Source organism: Bordetella sp. (assembly GCF_051960075.1).
In the GTDB taxonomy this organism is placed as follows: Bacteria; Pseudomonadota; Gammaproteobacteria; order Burkholderiales; family Burkholderiaceae_B; genus Bordetella.
In genome coordinates this window covers 1-15,358 of record NZ_JBQCER010000056.1, presented here as the reverse complement: position 1 = coordinate 15,358, position 15,358 = coordinate 1, and the positions used below count along the sequence as shown (strand labels likewise).

15 protein-coding genes and 1 tRNA gene are annotated in these 15,358 nt (G+C 64.9%); 8 read left to right on the top strand and 8 right to left on the bottom strand.

The annotated features are described in order from the left end of the window. Window positions 1-24: 24 nt before the first annotated feature. Window positions 25-591, bottom strand: coding sequence for a helix-turn-helix domain-containing protein (locus tag ACTHJ1_RS08735; RefSeq protein ID WP_440190733.1), 567 nt, complete (start codon window positions 589-591; stop codon window positions 25-27). A 131-nt stretch (window positions 592-722) separates the two neighbouring features. On the opposite strand from ACTHJ1_RS08735, the gene ACTHJ1_RS08730 reads away from it, so the two are divergent. From ACTHJ1_RS08730 to ACTHJ1_RS08720, 3 genes are read left to right on the top strand one after another with little or no spacing between them, the layout of a single operon-like run. Beyond that, window positions 723-2,087 (top strand): LLM class flavin-dependent oxidoreductase, encoded by a 1,365-nt coding sequence (locus ACTHJ1_RS08730; protein WP_440190729.1) that lies wholly within the window; start codon window positions 723-725, stop codon window positions 2,085-2,087. 56 nt (window positions 2,088-2,143) lie between these two features. Further along, window positions 2,144-2,647, top strand: a complete 504-nt coding sequence (locus tag ACTHJ1_RS08725) for a flavin reductase (RefSeq protein ID WP_440190726.1) — start codon at window positions 2,144-2,146, stop codon at window positions 2,645-2,647. 32 nt (window positions 2,648-2,679) lie between these two features. Further along, window positions 2,680-3,912 carry an MFS transporter gene (locus ACTHJ1_RS08720; RefSeq protein ID WP_440190723.1) on the top strand — a complete coding sequence of 411 codons (1,233 nt, stop codon included), beginning with the start codon at window positions 2,680-2,682 and terminating at the stop codon, window positions 3,910-3,912. A gap of 54 nt (window positions 3,913-3,966) precedes the next feature. Here the strand turns inward: ACTHJ1_RS08720 and ACTHJ1_RS08715 are convergent, their stop codons facing one another. After that, complete coding sequence (locus ACTHJ1_RS08715; protein ID WP_440190720.1) at window positions 3,967-4,278, bottom strand: AzlD domain-containing protein; 312 nt, start codon at window positions 4,276-4,278, stop codon at window positions 3,967-3,969. Further along, a complete protein-coding gene (locus ACTHJ1_RS08710) occupies window positions 4,275-5,030 on the bottom strand; it encodes an AzlC family ABC transporter permease (protein ID WP_440190717.1) in 756 nt (251 codons plus the stop codon). The genes ACTHJ1_RS08715 and ACTHJ1_RS08710 overlap by 4 nt, the downstream gene beginning before the upstream one ends. A 224-nt stretch (window positions 5,031-5,254) precedes the next feature. Here ACTHJ1_RS08710 and ACTHJ1_RS08705 point away from each other — a divergent pair, with 224 nt between their 5' ends. Together ACTHJ1_RS08705 and ACTHJ1_RS08700 are read left to right on the top strand one after the other, a co-directional pair. Further along, window positions 5,255-7,120 carry a phosphoenolpyruvate carboxykinase (GTP) gene (locus tag ACTHJ1_RS08705; RefSeq protein WP_440190714.1) on the top strand — a complete coding sequence of 622 codons (1,866 nt, stop codon included), beginning with the start codon at window positions 5,255-5,257 and terminating at the stop codon, window positions 7,118-7,120. A gap of 52 nt (window positions 7,121-7,172) precedes the next feature. Then, a tRNA-Phe gene (locus tag ACTHJ1_RS08700) sits at window positions 7,173-7,248 on the top strand. A gap of 110 nt (window positions 7,249-7,358) precedes the next feature. Here the strand turns inward: ACTHJ1_RS08700 and ACTHJ1_RS08695 are convergent. After that, window positions 7,359-8,006, bottom strand: coding sequence for a LysE/ArgO family amino acid transporter (locus tag ACTHJ1_RS08695; RefSeq protein ID WP_440190711.1), 648 nt, complete (start codon window positions 8,004-8,006; stop codon window positions 7,359-7,361). 74 nt (window positions 8,007-8,080) lie between these two features. Here ACTHJ1_RS08695 and ACTHJ1_RS08690 point away from each other — a divergent pair, with 74 nt between their 5' ends. From ACTHJ1_RS08690 to ACTHJ1_RS08680, 3 genes are all read left to right on the top strand, one after another. Continuing rightward, complete coding sequence (locus ACTHJ1_RS08690; protein WP_440190708.1) at window positions 8,081-8,980, top strand: LysR family transcriptional regulator ArgP; 900 nt, start codon at window positions 8,081-8,083, stop codon at window positions 8,978-8,980. Between the two features lie 219 nt (window positions 8,981-9,199). After that, entirely contained in the window at window positions 9,200-9,586 is a 387-nt protein-coding gene (gene pyp, locus ACTHJ1_RS08685; protein WP_440190705.1) for a photoactive yellow protein, read from the top strand. A 14-nt stretch (window positions 9,587-9,600) separates the two neighbouring features. Continuing rightward, window positions 9,601-10,827, top strand: a complete 1,227-nt coding sequence (locus ACTHJ1_RS08680) for an AMP-binding enzyme (protein WP_440190702.1) — start codon at window positions 9,601-9,603, stop codon at window positions 10,825-10,827. A gap of 77 nt (window positions 10,828-10,904) precedes the next feature. Here ACTHJ1_RS08680 and groL read toward each other — a convergent pair whose 3' ends face one another. From groL to ACTHJ1_RS08660, 4 genes are all read right to left on the bottom strand, one after another. After that, on the bottom strand, window positions 10,905-12,530 hold the full coding sequence (gene groL / locus ACTHJ1_RS08675) for a chaperonin GroEL (RefSeq protein ID WP_440190699.1): 1,626 nt from the start codon (window positions 12,528-12,530) through the stop codon (window positions 10,905-10,907). A gap of 30 nt (window positions 12,531-12,560) precedes the next feature. Next, window positions 12,561-12,878: a co-chaperone GroES gene (gene groES / locus ACTHJ1_RS08670; RefSeq protein ID WP_440190696.1), complete on the bottom strand. Its 318-nt coding sequence runs from the start codon at window positions 12,876-12,878 to the stop codon at window positions 12,561-12,563. A gap of 202 nt (window positions 12,879-13,080) precedes the next feature. Next, window positions 13,081-13,716, bottom strand: coding sequence for a diguanylate cyclase (locus ACTHJ1_RS08665; RefSeq protein ID WP_440190693.1), 636 nt, complete (start codon window positions 13,714-13,716; stop codon window positions 13,081-13,083). A gap of 135 nt (window positions 13,717-13,851) precedes the next feature. Next, the gene (locus tag ACTHJ1_RS08660) at window positions 13,852-15,249 is read right to left on the bottom strand and encodes an FAD-binding oxidoreductase (protein ID WP_440190690.1); all 1,398 of its coding nucleotides are present in this window, start codon (window positions 15,247-15,249) and stop codon (window positions 13,852-13,854) included. Window positions 15,250-15,358: the final 109 nt, after the last annotated feature.

Below are 15,358 nucleotides of genomic sequence, written 5' to 3'. Positions count from 1 at the left end.
GCGGGCGCCTCGACAGGCGCCGGGCTATCGCCGGATGAGCGCCACCGCATAGACGCAAGGCGCATCCTGCGTGTTGTGAAAAGCGCAATCGCAGGGCAGGCCAAGCTGCAGGCAGTCTCCCGCGTTCAACACATGCGTCGCGCCGCCTTCCTCGAAGGTCAGGGTTCCGTCCAGAACCCAGATCTGCTGATGCTGGAAGACAAACGCGCTGGCGGGATAGGCCACGCGCACGCCCGCAGGCAGGGTTACCTGGATCAATTCGAGCGCCGCCCCGTTCTGAGGCGAGATTACCCTGCGCTCATAGCCGGTCTCAGGATCGATCCAGACGGACTGGGCGTGCGCCCGGCTCAGGCGCTCTCCCGTGCGTTCCGCCAAGGCCAGCAGCACCGAGAGCTGCAGACCGAAGGCGCCGGACAGCCTTCCCAGGATCGTCGCGGTGGGACTGGCCTCGCAACGCTCCACCTTGCTGATCATGGCCTTGGACACGCCGGACTTTTCCGCCAGGTCGCCCAGCGACCACCCCCTTGCCTCGCGCTCGATGCGAATGCGATGGGCGATGGCAAGAGAGGGATCGGGCAAGGGGCTGTTCATCGATCGAGATCCGGCAATGGCGGACGCTAGCTTTTATCGTAGTCTAACGTCTATTATAGTGGACAGGCGCCGACGAAAGACCTGCACGGCGCCGCGCCGGGATTTGCCCGGCACGACACAGGGAATCCGACATGCCACGTGAAATCCGCTTCAACGCCTTCGACATGAACTGCGTGGGCCACATCCAGCAAGGCCTGTGGACCCATCCGCGCGACCAGTCGGCCCGCCACGGCGAACTGCAATACTGGGTAGAGTACGCCAAAAGACTCGAAGCGGGCCTGTTCGACGGCATCTTCTTCGCCGACGTGGTCGGCGTCTACGACGTCTACGGCGGCAATGCCAATGCGGCCTTGCGCAGCGCGGCGCAGGTGCCGGTCAACGACCCGACGCTGCTTATCCCGGCCATGGCGGCCGTGACCCGGCACCTGGGTTTCGGCGTCACGGCAAACCTGATCTACGAGCAGCCCTTCCTGTTCGCCCGGCGCATGTCCACCCTGGATCACCTGACCGGCGGGCGCATCGGCTGGAACATCGTGACGGGCTATCTCGACAGCGCCGCGCGCGCCGTCGGCATCGAAGGCCAGATCGCCCATGACGATCGCTACGACCTGGCCGACGAATACATGTCGCTGGTCTACAAGCTGTGGGAAGGCAGCTGGGACGACGACGCCGTACTGGCGGATCGCCAGCGCGGCCTCTATGCCGACCCAGGCAAGGTCCGAGTCATCCATCACGCCGGGCCGCAATACAAGGTGGACGCCATGCATCTGTGCGCGCCCTCCCCGCAGCGAACCCCGGTTCTCTATCAGGCCGGCGCCTCCGCGCGCGGACGCAGATTCGCCGCCACGCATGCCGAGTGCGTTTTCGTCAACGGCCAGAAAAAAGAAGGCATCAGGGAAATCGTCGGCGACATCCGCAATCAGGCGGTGCAGCTCGGCCGCCGCGCCGAAGACGTGAAGGTGTTCATGGGGGCGACGCTTATCGTCGGCCGCACCGAAGCGCAAGCCCGGGAGAAATTCGAAGAATACCGCCAGTACGTCAGCACCGAAGGCGCGCTGGCTCACGCCGCGGCCTCGCTCGGCATCGATTTTGCAAAGTACGACATCGACGAGCCTATCGACACCGGCAAGAGCCAGGCCATCGTCTCGAACGTCGAGGCCATGACGCGCGCCAGCGGCCCGCAATGGACCCGCCGCAAACTGCTCGAGCAGATGGTGCTGGGCAGCCGCCAGACGCCGTGGGTCGGCTCGGCGGACCAGATCGCATCCCAACTGATCGAGTGGAGCGACGATACCGGCATCGATGGCTTCAACCTGTCGCGCACCGTCGTGCCCGAATGCTTCGACGACGTCATCGAACTTCTGGTCCCCCGACTACAGGAGCGCGGCGTCTACAAGACCGCCTACCAGGACGGCTGCTATCGCGAAAAGCTGTTTGGCCAGGCTCGCCTGCCCTCGTCCCATCCCGCGGCCGGATTTCGCGCCAAAGGCGCTTGAGCGGCAATCGCGGCCGGCCATGCATGGCCGGCCCCTCAGCCCGCAAGGAACCCACCATGATCGACAAAGCGACGTATCGAGAGGCCATGTCGGGCCTGGGCGCGGCCGTCAACGTCGTCACGAGCGAAGGCCCGGCCGGCCTGGCCGGCTGTACCGTCTCGGCAGTTTGCTCGGTCACCGACGAACCGCCCACGCTGCTGGTATGCATCAACCGGGCCAGCAAGAACAACGCCTTGATCCGCGCGAACGGCAATCTCTGCGTCAACGTGCTGGCAGGAGATCAACGCCATCTTGCAATGCTGTTTTCTTCGTCAGGCGCGTCGATGGCATCGCGCTTCGCCGCCGCGGCGTGGGACCGCCTCGAAACCGGCGCACCCGCGTTGATCGGCGGCGTCGCCGCCCTGGACTGCGAGATCATGTCCATGAACGAAGTCGGCACGCATACCGTCTTCTACTGCGCGATCAAGGCCGTGCGCAGCGCGAACGACCGCGACGGCCTGATCTACTTCGGCCGCGACTTTCATCGCCTGCAACCCGCCGCGCAAGCGGCCCACGCCTAGGGCCTGCCCACAGGCCGGCACCACGAGTGACCATGCACAGCCCTTCCATTGCTCGCCACCGGCCCACGCCTTCGACTGTCATCGCGGTGGCGCAGCTTCTGGGAACGTCCCTGTGGTTCAGCGCAAACAGCGCCGCGCAAGACCTGGCCCGAGCCTGGCATATCGGCAATAGCGAAATCGGCTGGCTGACCAGCGCCGTGCAGGCGGGTTTCATCACGGGAACCCTGTTCATGGCGCTGGCCGCCATGGCCGACCGGTTCCGCGCGAGCCGCATCTTTGCCCTCAGCGCCATTGCAGGCGCCTTTTTCAACGCCTGCTTCGCCTGGTTTTCCCATGGCCTTGCAGATGCCATGCTGTATCGGTTTCTCGTGGGCTTTTCCCTGGCCGGCATTTACCCGCTGGGGATGAAACTCATCGTCAGCTGGGAACCGCGCCGCACAGGCATGGCGCTCGCGCAACTCGTTGCCATGCTCACGCTGGGCACCGCGCTGCCGCATCTGCTGCGTCAGCTGGGCGCGGGACTGCCTTGGCAAAGCGTGATCCTCGCCTCGTCCGTCCTCGCGCTTATCGGCGGCGGCCTCATTTACGCCCTCGGAGAGGGTCCGCACTTGCCTGGCACCCGCAAGCGTACGCGCAACGATGCCGGCGCAATCGGCAGCCGGGCGGCCGTGTTGTCGGCTTTCAAGGCCCGGCCTTTCCGCGCCGCGGCCTGGGGCTATTTCGGGCATATGTGGGAGCTGTATGCGTTCTGGACCATCGTGCCCATTTTGGTCTCGCACACGGCGCTTGCGCATCTCGCACCCAATTGGGGAATCTCCGGCATGTCTTTCGCGATCATCGGCGCCGGGGCGCTGGGCTGCATCGCGGGCGGCATGCTGACCCGACGCTTCGACAGCGCACCCGTGGCATTGAGCGCCCTCGCGCTCTCTGGCGCTTGCGGCGCCGTCTTCGCCTTGTTCTGGTCCGTCATGCCGCCGCTGCCCATGGCCGCGCTCATGCTGGTGTGGGGCGCATCGGTGGTGGCAGACTCGCCTCAGTTCTCCGCGCTCTCAGCCCGCAGTTGCCCCGCAGACCTGGTCGGATCGGCCCTGGCGATCCAGACCTCCATCGGTTTTGCCATCACCGTCGCGTCCATCTCGCTGTCCACCGACCTGTTGACGCGGATGGGGCTGGACGCGGTCTGGCTGCTTGTCCCCGGGCCGATGGTCGGCCTGGCCGGATACGTGCTGACCGTCAAGGGCGGCCGGCGCACAGCGCGAGCCTAGGCTAGGGCCTGTCAACGCTAAAAGGAGCCACGCACCTTTTAGCGTTGACAGGCCCTAGAACATCAACCGCAGCAAGGCGCAAACCAATGCGCCGATCACGACCACGGCCAGGAAAGGCAGGCGCAGCCACAACGCGACGCCCGCGGCCGCGAGCGCGCCCAGCCGCGCATCGAAGGCGATCTGCGTGCCGCTGGCCAGGGTGTTCATCACCGTCAGCGACGACAGCAACGCCACCGTGAGACTGCCTGCAATACGCCCCATGCGCGGATTGCTCAGCCAATGCGCGGGCAGGCTGTAGCCGAGCAGCTTGGTTGCATAGGCCATGGCGCAAGCCGCCGCGATCCAACCCCACAAGCCGGCGATCACGATGCCTCCCTGCTTTCTTCCGACGTACAGGCAGGCACGATATCGGGCGCTGCCGGCAAGGCATGCGCGCGGCTACGCCACACCCCCCAGGCGGCGCCGACAGCGGCTGCCAACAGAATCGGCAGGCCCGCGGGCAAACGCGGAATGGCCACGGCAGTGACCACGCCGCAGACCAGGGCTAGGGCCACGGGCTCGCGCTCCCGCAGGCGCGGCCACAGCAGCCCCAGAAACGCAGCCACCGCGGCGCCGTCGAGGCCGAAACGGCGCGGATCGCCCAGCGCATCACCCAACAGCGCGCCCACCAGCGTGAACAGATTCCAGAGCAGAAACACGCCGCCGCCGGCGATCCAGAAACCGCGGCGCTGCTCGGCCGCGTCGTTCTGGCTCGAGGCCGTGGCCGTGGACTCGTCGATCGTCCAGTGCGCTGCCAGAAAGCGAGCTAGACCGCGCGGGCCGATCATGCGGCTCATCTGCAAGCCGTATACCGCATTGCGCACACCCAGCAGACTGGCCGCGCCCAGCGCCGCCGAGCCCGCGCCGCCGCCCGCGATCACACCGATGAACGCGAACTGCGAACCGCCCGTGAACATCAACAGACTCAGCGCCGCGGTCTGCAGCACGCTCAGGCCCGCGGCCACGCTGAGGGCGCCGAACGAGACCCCGTACAAACCCGTGGCCACGGAAATGGAGAGCCCCATGCGCACGGCGGGCGTCAAACGCTCTCGCCAGGAGCTGGAAAATGGAGAGTTCACGGATGAAAAAATCGAGATACTGGACAAATTCGGCTACATGCACGGTCCAGTCTTGCACGAGTTTACCCGGACGACATAACCACGCCGGCCCCGAACCCTTTGCTGACAAATCCAAAGTATCTTCCTAGAATCGACCCTTTACCCTGGTTCTTCGAGCCGTTTTTTCAAAGCCGTTGCCCGGCGACTTCTTTGAAAAACCAGATCCCCCGTTTGAAGGAACTTCGATGAACGCATCCGTGCAAAGCCTGAACGTTCAGGCTCCTGCCTACGTCAAAAACCCCAAGCTCATCGCATGGGTCGCCGAAATGGCCGCCCTGTGCAAGCCGGCCAAAATCCACTGGTGCGACGGCAGCCAGGAAGAATACGACGCCCTGTGCCAGCAACTTGTCGATGCCGGCACTTTCAAAAAACTCAACCCCGCCAAGCGCCCCAACAGCTACCTGGCCTGGACCGACCCGTCGGACGTGGCCCGCGTCGAAGACCGCACCTTCATCTGCAGCGAAAAGAAAGAAGACGCCGGCCCCACCAACAACTGGATGGCGCCCGCCGACATGCGCGCCACGCTGCGCCCGCTGTTCGACGGGTGCATGGCCGGGCGCACGATGTACGTGATCCCGTTTTCCATGGGCCCGCTGGGCAGCCCCATCGCGCATGTGGGCGTGGAACTGTCCGACAGCGCCTATGTGGCCGTGAACATGAAGCTCATGACCCGCATGGGCCGCGCCGTCTACGACGTCATCGGCGAGAAGGGCGAATTCGTGCCCTGCATGCACACCATCGGCGCGCCGCTCAAGCACGGCGAGAAAGACCAGACCGTCTGGCCTTGCAACCAGACCAAGTACATCGTCCACTACCCCGAAACGCGCGAGATCTGGTCTTATGGCTCGGGTTACGGCGGCAACGCGCTGCTGGGCAAGAAGTGCTTCGCGCTGCGCATCGCCTCCATCATGGGCCGCGACCAGGGCTGGCTGGCCGAGCACATGCTGATCCTGGGCGTAACCAAGCCCGACGGCCGCAAATACCACGTTGCCGCCGCCTTCCCCAGCGCCTGCGGCAAGACCAATTTTTCCATGCTCGTGCCGCCCCCGGCCTTCGCCGGCTGGAACGTCACGACCATCGGCGACGACATCGCCTGGATCAAGCCCCAGCCCGACGGCAGCCTGCGCGCCATCAACCCCGAGGCCGGCTATTTCGGCGTGGCGCCCGGCACCAACTATCACACCAACCCCAACTGCATGAAGAGCCTGGGCAAGGACGTGATCTTCACCAACGTGGCGCTGACCGACGACGGCGACGTGTGGTGGGAAGGCATGGAGAAAGACACGGGCAAACTGCCCGACCATCTCATCGACTGGCAAGGCAAGGACTGGACGCCCGCGATCGCCAAGGAGACCGGCGCCAAGGCCGCCCACCCCAACGCGCGCTTCACCGTGGCCGCCACCAACAACCCCGCGTTGGACAGCGCCTGGGACGACCCGGCCGGCGTGAAGATCGATGCCTTCATCTTCGGCGGCCGCCGCTCGACCACCGTGCCGCTGGTCACCGAATCGCGCGACTGGGTAGAAGGCGTCTACATGGCCGCCACCATGGGTTCGGAAACCACCGCTGCGGCCTTCGGCGCCCAGGGCGTGGTGCGCCGCGACCCCTTCGCCATGCTGCCCTTCGCGGGCTACAACATGAGCGAGTATTTCCAACACTGGCTCGACCTGGGCGCCAAGATACAAGGCCAGAGCGCGAAGCTGCCCCGGATCTTCACCACCAACTGGTTCCGCAAAAACGCCGAAGGCAAATTCGTGTGGCCCGGCTACGGCGAGAACATGCGCGTGCTCAAGTGGATGATCGACCGCATCGAAGACCAGGCGGCAGGCCAGGAAACGGCCTTCGGCATCGCGCCCACCTATGCCGAGATCAACTGGAACGGCCTGGACTTCTCGGCCGCCCAGTTCGACACTGTGACCGATTTCGACAAGAGCGCCTGGACCGAGGAAATGAAACTGCACGAGGCGCATTTCGACAAGCTGGCCCACAGGCTGCCTAAGGAATTGCTGGCGGCCAAGGAAAGGCTGGAGCGGCGCCTGGGCGATCTGTAACCCCCCTTGAGCGAAGCGCCGGATTTTTTATGCTATAGTGCCGGACTTCGTTGGCCTGGTAGCTCAGTTGGTAGAGCAGCGGATTGAAAATCCGCGTGTCGGTGGTTCGATTCCGCCCCAGGCCACCACCGAAATCTACCCAAGATTCAAACATGTAGCCCAGCCACTGCGCTGGGCTTTTTGTTTTCCCCAGCCACGCGACGGTGGGAATCTGCATCCGGCCGAGACCAAGCCCGTCTCAGATCCCATGCCACGCATGAACGAGCAAAAGCGCCGACAGCGCGCACATCGTCAGGCCGGTCAGCAAATCGAGCACCTGCCATGCCCGTGGCCGCGCAAACCACGGCGCCAACCATTGCGCACCGAATCCGAGCGCGCTGAACCACAGCGCGCTCCCCATGCCGGCGCCAGCAACGAACCACCAGCGCAGGCCATCCGGCTGCCGCGCGCCCACATTGCCCATCAGCAGCACGGTGTCGAGATAGACGTGAGGGTTGAGCACCGTGAAGGCGATCGCCTGTCCCATGACCGCGGCGAGCGTCTGGCGTTGTCCGCCCGTCCTGGCATGTAGCGCTTCGACGCGACGTATCCGCAGCAAGGCCCGCCATCCGTACACCGCAAGAAAAACGGCGCCGGCCAGCGCCAGGGCGCGAGCCAGCATGCGGCTCGCGCTCAGCGCCTGCGACATGCCGGCAACGCCGGCGCCGACCAGCGCCACATCCGCCAACATGCAGAACAGGACGACAGCCCCGATATATTCCCGGCGCAAGCCTTGACGCAGGACAAACGCATTCTGCGCGCCGATCGCCACGATCAGCCCCAGGCTGAGCGTCATGCCTTGCATGACTGCAGGAAAGAAAGGAGCGGCAGCGAGAAGTCTGGACATGACCGCCATCTTGCAAGCGCGTCAAGGTGAAGGCAAACTATGTTTACTTCATTCAATTAAGTTCAGCTAATCCATTGCTAGACTATTCCGCCTTGGCTGCGCTGGCCGCCGTCATTCGCGAAGGCAGTTTCGACGGGGCTGCCCGGGCCCTGCATGTCACGCCGTCGGCCGTCTCGCAGCGCATACGACTGCTGGAGGAGCGCGTGGGCTGCGCGCTGGTGGTGCGCGACCAGCCCTGCCGCCCGACCGATACGGGCCGCCGGCTATGCCAGCACATCGACCGTGTGCGCCTGCTGGAGCAGGAATTGCAGGCGGTGCTGCCGGCCATCGCGCCGCAGGACGGCGGCGCGCGGGTGCCGCTGCCCATTGCCGTCAACGCCGACAGCCTGGCTACCTGGCTCGTACCTGCGATCGCCGCCTTCGCTGCCAGCGCGCCGGTCCTTGTCGATGTCGCGGTGGACGACGAAGGCCATACCGCCCAGTGGCTGCGCAGCGGCGCGGTGCTGGCAGCCGTCACCGCGCAGGCGCGCCCTACCACGGGCTGCAATAGCCAGCCGCTGGGGGCCATGCGGTATGTCGCCGCAGCCAGCCCGGACTTTGTACGCCGCCATTTCGCCCACGGCGTGACGGCAGGCGCGCTTTCCCAGGCACCCTCGCTGATGTTCAGCCTCAAAGACAACCTGCAAACGCGATGGGCCCGTCGCCTCTGTCACCGCGAGGTGGAATTGCCGCGCCACGCCTTGCCGTCGACCCAGGCCTTCTTGACGGCATCCGTAGCCGGAATGGGATGGGGCATGCACCCGACCATGCTCGCAGACGAGCACCTGCAACGGGGCACACTGGTCGAACTCGTGGCGGATACCCCGCTGGACATCCCGCTGTACTGGCATCATGCCCGGGCGGCTTCCGCCCTGGTCGAAGGCTTGAGCCGCGCCGTGCTCGCCGCAGCCAGATCGGCATTGCGGCAGAAGTAAAGCCGGCGTGTCGGCATAGATGGGGCGACCCCACGATGCGCGACATCGGCTGCAGCATCAGCGTTTCGCTGCTTGATTTCAAGCTTGCGTCAAGCCTGCACAGGCGACGCACCGTGGTGTGTTAGTGTACGTATCGTATATATTTAGTGCGAATCCTTACGCTTTCGAGACGCCAATTCGCACTTGTATTTGACGCAACGCCAAGAGGAAACGCACATCATGAAAGAGCTCGACATCATTGCATTCGGCAAGTCCGATATCGAAAACACGCTGGACAAGATGTCGTCCGGCGACATCGACAAATTGGCATTCGGCGCGATCGAACTGGACAAAGACGGGACCATTCTCAAATACAACTCGGCCGAAGGCGCCATTACGGGACGAAATCCCGCCGATGTGATCGGCAAGAATTTCTTCCGCGACGTTGCGCCATGCACCTCGAAGGCTGCATTCAAAGGCGTATTCGACGCAGGGGTCAAGGCCGACAATCTGAACACCATGTTCGAGTATGTGTTCGACTACAACATGAAGCCGACCAAGGTAAAAGTCCATATGAAGCGCTCGATCAACGGCGGTTCATACTGGGTCTTCGTCAAGCGTCTCTGAGCACTCTGGCCGCAATGCGTGGGCACTCCAACGACAATCCGGCGTGGTGGGAGCAGACCGGGGTGCTGCACCGGGTAATTTGCGACCTGATCCATGCCGAATTGACGTCATTGCGGCGGCGCGCGCCCGTCGTGCCCTTGCCCTGGCAAGAAAGCACGCATCTTGCGCTCGATCTGGAGGTCGACTCTTTAGAGATGCTGACGCTGGCAAGCAGACTGTCCGAGATGCTGCACATTCATCGGGCGGGCATCGAGGACTACTTGCTCGCGAAGCTGCATCTGCAAGACTGGACATCGGTGGCGCTGACAAGCCTGAGGCGATTCTCCGCCGACCTGACATTCCATACCTCCGGAAGCAGCGGCGCGCCCAAACCCTGCACCCATTCGTGCGACTGGCTATGGCAAGAAGTGGCGACGCTCCAGACGCTGTTCGCAGGACGCCGGCGCATTCTCAGTGCCGTATCCAGCCACCACATCTACGGATTCCTGTTCACCGTGCTGCTCCCCCAGGCGCTGGGCTTGCAAGCGGGCGAAACCCTTGATCTGCGGGCCAGCAGCCCGGCGTCGCTGACGAACATCCTGCGCCCGGGCGACCTCGTGGTCGCGCATCCCGATTATTGGCGCGCCGCGCAGCGCTCGGGATGCACGGTCCCCGCGGATGTCATCGGGGTGAGCTCTGGCGGACCTTGCGACGAGGCGCTTGCCCGAGCGCTACGGACGTGGGGACTGGCGCAGCTGTTTCAGATATTCGGCAGCAGCGAGACCGGCGGCATCGGCTGGCGCACCGACGAGACCGAGCCCTACACGTGCTTTCCGTATTGGCGGGTGCAAGAAGACGCCTGCGCGATCGTGCGCTGCCTGCCGGATGGCGCCAGCGCCTGCTTCGCCCTGCAAGACAGCCTGACCTGGGTCGATGAGTACCGTTTTTTCCCGCAAGGCAGGCGCGATCAGGTAGTTCAGGTGGGAGGCGTCAATGTGTTTCCCGGGTGTGTCGCCGAGGCGCTCAAGCAGCATCCCGCCGTACTGGACGCACAGGTACGGTTAATGCGTCCGGACGAAGGAAACCGATTGAAAGCCTACGTCGTGCCTCAGGATGAACGCGCCGACCGCGAGGCGCTCGCACAGACATTGGCGACATGGGTGCGGGATCACTTCCTCCCGGTCGAACGGCCTGCCGCGTTTACTTTCGGCAGCGCTTTGCCACGCCAGAGCAACGGCAAGCCGTCGGACTGGATTATTTGACGTCGTGCCGACCGTGCGCACTGCAGCGCCCGCAGACCCCATGACAGTGGCCTGCGGGCGCCGGAGTGACCTGAACCTCAGTAGTCCATCTCGGCACCGGCCGGCACCGGCGCGGCCTTCTCGTCCTTGGGCAGTTCGGCCACCGTGGCGTCGGTGGTGAGAATCAGCCCGGCGATGGAGGCGGCATTTTGCAGCGCGGTACGCGTCACCTTGGTGGGGTCGACCACGCCCATTTCCACCAGGTCGCCGTAGCTGCCCGTGGCGGCGTTGTAACCGTGGTTGCCCTTGCCCGCCAGCACCTTGTCGATGACCACCGACGGCTCGTCGCCGGCGTTGGCCACAATGGCGCGCAGCGGCGCTTCCAGGGCGCGCAGCACGATGCGAATGCCTGCGTCCTGATCGGCGTTGACGCCCTTCAGGCCGGCGATGCCGGCGCGAGCACGCAGCAGCGCCACGCCGCCGCCCGGCACGATGCCTTCTTCGACCGCCGCACGCGTGGCGTGCAGCGCATCGTCGACGCGGTCTTTCTTCTCTTTCATCTCGACTTCGGTCGCGGCGCCGACCTTGATGACCGCCACGCCGCCGGCCAACTTGGCCACGCGCTCCTGCAGCTTCTCGCGGTCGTAGTCGCTGGTCGCTTCCTCGATCTGTTTCTGGATGCTCTTGACGCGTCCGTCGATGGCAGCCTGCTTGCCGGCGCCGTCGATGATGACGGTGTTTTCCTTCTGGATCTCGACGCGCTTGGCGCTGCCCAGGTCTTCCAGCGTGGTTTTTTCCAGTTGCTTGCCCGTTTCGTCGGAGATGACCGTGGCGCCGGTGAGGATCGCGATATCCTCCAGCATGGCTTTGCGGCGGTCGCCGAAGCCCGGCGCCTTGACGGCCGCGACTTTCAGCACGCCGCGCATGGCGTTGACCACCAGTGTCGCCAACGCCTCGCCCTCGATGTCTTCGGCCACGATCAGCAGTGGTTTGCCCGCCTTGGCAGTGGCTTCCAGCACGGGCAACAGATCGCGGATATTGCTGATCTTCTTGTCGTGCAGCAGGATCAACGGATCATCGAGCACGGCGACTTGCTTGTCGGGATCGTTGATGAAATAGGGGCTGAGATAGCCACGGTCGAATTGCATGCCCTCGACCACGTCCAGTTCATTCTCCAGCGACTTGCCGTCCTCGACGGTGATGACGCCCTCCTTGCCGACTTTCTCCATCGCGTCGGCAATGATCTCGCCGATGGCCTCGTCGGAATTGGCCGACAGCGCGGCCACCTGCGCGGTTTCCTTGCGGGTGGAAATGGGCTTGGACAGCTTGCGCAGCTCGTCGATCACCTTCTCGACGGCCTGATCGATACCGCGCTTGAGGTCCATCGGATTCATGCCGGAGGCCACGTACTTCATGCCTTCCTGCACGATGGCCTGTGCCAGCACCGTGGCCGTGGTGGTGCCGTCGCCTGCCACGTCGGCCGTCTTGGACGCCACCTGCTTGACGATCTGCGCACCCATGTTCTCGAACTTGTCCTTCAGTTCGATTTCCTTGGCGACCGACACACCGTCCTTGGTGATGTGCGGTGCGCCAAAGCTGCGTTCGATCAGCACGTTGCGGCCTTTGGGCCCAAGCGTCACTTTGACGGCATCGGCCAGAATATTGACACCCTTGACGACGCGCGCCCGCGCGCCGTCGTGGAACTTGACGTCCTTTGCACTCATGTTCTTGCTCCGGGAAAAAGACAGAAAGAATCAGGCCGCTTTCTTCAGCTGGCCGCTGTCGCTGTCGAGGATGGCGAAAACGTCTTCCTCGCGCATGACCAGCAATTCCTCGCCATCGACCTTGACGGTCTGGCCGGCATACTTGCCGAAGAGGACGTGGTCGCCGACCTTGAGCTCGAGCGCACGCACCGAGCCGTCCTGGAGCACCTTGCCGGCGCCCACGGCGAGCACTTCGCCTTGTTCGGGTTTTTCCGTGGCCGAGTCGGGAATCACGATACCGGAGGCCGTCTTGCGTTGCTGTTCGATCCGCTTGACGATAACCCGGTCGTGGAGGGGACGAATTTTCATGTTCGATCTCCTGAACGATGTCAGATCACCAAAAAGGAAGGGAACCCGACGCCGCCGTCCGGCCGCCGTACCGCGGCAACCGGAACAGGGCATCGCGCAGCCGTCGCGGCTGCGAAAGCAAAACTGGGAGCAATGCCGATGCGTTTCAAGGGGCTCGCTTTCGGCGATTTTGCATCAATTTGCAACGAAGCCGGCGAGGCAATTAGACACGAATCAGGTGGTCCACACGACCCAGACGGTAGACGGTACGACCATCGCGCTCGGTGCGAACCGGCCTGGGCGCCACGGGGCATGGCGGCGCACGGCCGCCGTCGTGCTCGAGCGTGCTGTCCTCGTCGTCGACCTGGCCCCAGATGCCTCCCTTGCGCGGGCGAAAGGTCCAGCGCAAATACCCCTTGTGCGCCGCCATCGCCATCAATGCTTCCCGATCGGGCGCCGCCGAGACCAGGGTTTCTTCTCCGGCCGGCGCGTCCGGATAGTTGCCGAAGGCACGCCAGCAGGCGAGCGTGTCGCGCGCCGGAGCGCCCAGCCGCCACCATGGCCGGCGCGCCTCGCGTTCGACCTCCCAGGCACCCAGGCGCCAGGCGGCGTCGAGCAGGTCGCGGTCCAGCGACGCCACCTCGTGCCAGGGCAGGTCGATCTGTATTGCCGATCCAGCCACCGCGCGCGGCGGGATGGCCACGCCCTCCACGGCGACCTGGGTCTCCCGCAGAAAACCATGCCAATGCAGAATGAGAAGGACCGGCGTATCGCGCTTGGCCGCCGCGGTCAGCGTCACCGCATAAAGCGGCAGCCGCATGGCCCGGCTGTGCTCGGCGATCGTGTCGAAAATTTCCATCGCGTCTCCGATGTCATCAGAGCGATGCGAAAAATTTAGAGGGTTCGGTTGGAGATGGCAAGAGGGCTGGATTGCCCTGGATTCCGAGACGGCGTTGCGGTGCAAGGCTGCCCCTGTGCGCGCCCGTTCGGGTAATCAATCCGCCGGCAGGACCTTGCCGGGATTCAGGATACCGCACGGGTCGAGCGCGTATTTCACGGCGCGCATCGCGGCAAGCTCGGCTGCGCTGCGGGTATGGCCCAGCACGTCGCGCTTTTTCGCACCGATGCCGTGCTCGGCGGATACCGAGCCGCGGTATTGCCGCACGATGCCGTAGACCAGCGCCTCGACGGCATCGGCAGTCGCCTGACCGCCGCCCGGCACCTGCACGATCAGGTGCAGATTGCCGTCGCCCAGGTGCCCGTAGGTCAGCACCGTGCTGTCCGGCCATCGCGTGCGCAGCGCAGCATCCGTTTGCTGGGCGGCGCGTCCGATGTCGGCGATCGGGAAGCTGACGTCGAATGCGATCAGATCCGGCATCAGGATGGGAAAATCGGCTGTCGAGTCGCGTATGCGCCAGAACGCGGCCGCATCGGACTGCGATTGCGCCAGCGCGGCATTCTCGATGACGCCCTCTTCGATCATCTCGCCCAGGAAGGCCTCGAAAACCTGTGCGTGCTGCGCCTGCCCTGCGCCGTCGGACTCCAGGAGCACATAGAAGTCGTGGCGCGTGTCGAGCGGTGAACGCAGACCCGCGACGTGGTCGAACATATAACCGATGAAGCTGGGCCACATGACCTCGAAGGCCGAGACGCCGGTGGGCAGACGCCGCTGCGCCTGCCCGAGCAGGCGAGCGACGTCGGCATAGTCGCCCAGGCCGCACCAGGCGGTGGCGCTATCGGCAACCTGCGGGCGCAGCTTGAGCACGGCCCGCGTGATGACGCCCAGCGTGCCCTCGCTGCCTATCATCAGGTTGCGCAAATCGTAGCCGGCGTTGTTCTTGATCATCTTGTGCATGCCGTCGAGCACGCTGCCGTCGGCGAGCACGGCTTGCAGACCCAGCACCTGATCGCGCGCCATGCCGTACTTGATGACGCGAACGCCGCCTGCATTGGTCGCCAGATTGCCTCCGATGGTGCAACTGCCGCGCGCCCCCAGATCGAGCGGGAACATGAAGCCCGCCGCGGCCGCTGCGTCCTGCACGGCCTGCAGCGTTGCGCCCGCCTGTACGGTCATCGTCGCCGATACCGCATCGACGGCTTCGATATGGTTCATGCGTTCCAGGCTCAGCGCGACATCGTTCGCGCCGGTGCATGCGCCGCCGGCCAGCCCTGTGAGTCCGCCCTGCGTGACCACCGGCTGCCCAAAGCGGCGGCAGACGGCCAGCGCGCGCGCGACCTCGGCGGTATCGCGCGGCCGCACAAGCGCCAGCGGCGCAGCGGCGGGCAGGCCGCTCCAGTCGGCAAAACGGCGTCCGACGATCTGGGCACCCAGGCTGACGACAGCGTCGCCGAGCTCGGCCTGTAGCGCGGACAGACATTCGGAGGGCGACATGCGTGCGCTCCGTCAAGGTTTTGCGGCGGGGCGCGCCGCGGCAAAGCCTTGGGGGCTCAGGCCGCTGTCGCGGGCCGCGGCCGCCATGCGAGAACCGCGGCCGCAACCC